Here is a 557-nt window from a genome sequence, read left to right as displayed (position 1 = left end):
TTGAATAACTGCGCGTCGCATTCTCGTTACTTTCAGTGATGAGTTAGACGCGCAAATTTTTTTACTAAACAACAGAACAAATGTTTACATAAACCAATACATATGGTATAATATTTATATGGAAAAAGATATATTTAATATAGATAAAAACAAACTTTCATATGGTAGGGGATATGTCTATTCCTTGCAGTATCATCTTGTCTGGTGTACAAAATACAGAAAAAAGGTTTTAAAAAACGGAATCGATACAGAATGCAAAGAAATGTTACAGAATCTTGCAGAAGAATATAAATTTCAGATCCTGGCAATGGAGGTGATGCCGGATCATATCCATCTGCTTGTGGACTGTAAACCTCAGTTTTATATTTCAGATATGATCAAGATCATGAAAGGAAATCTTGCACGCCAGATGTTTCTTGCGTATCCGGAGTTAAAAAAGGAACTGTGGGGTGGGCATCTGTGGAATCCGTCTTACTGTGCCATAACGGTCAGTGACAGGAGCAGAGACCAGGTGCTTGCCTACATCGAAGGACAAAAGGAAAAAGAAAAGAAAAAAG

General features: G+C 36.6%; 1 protein-coding gene. It reads left to right on the top strand.

The genetic code is table 11. The annotated features are described in order from the left end of the window. Positions 1-118: 118 nt before the first annotated feature. Positions 119-557, top strand: a 439-nt coding sequence (gene tnpA / locus ACTNDS_RS16690; protein WP_441036864.1) for an IS200/IS605 family transposase, incomplete at its 3' end; no start/stop codon positions are given.

Source organism: Blautia sp. HCP3S3_C12 (assembly GCF_052064155.1).
Lineage (GTDB): Bacteria > Bacillota > Clostridia > Lachnospirales > Lachnospiraceae > Blautia_A.
This window is presented reverse-complemented; position numbering and strand designations above follow the sequence as displayed.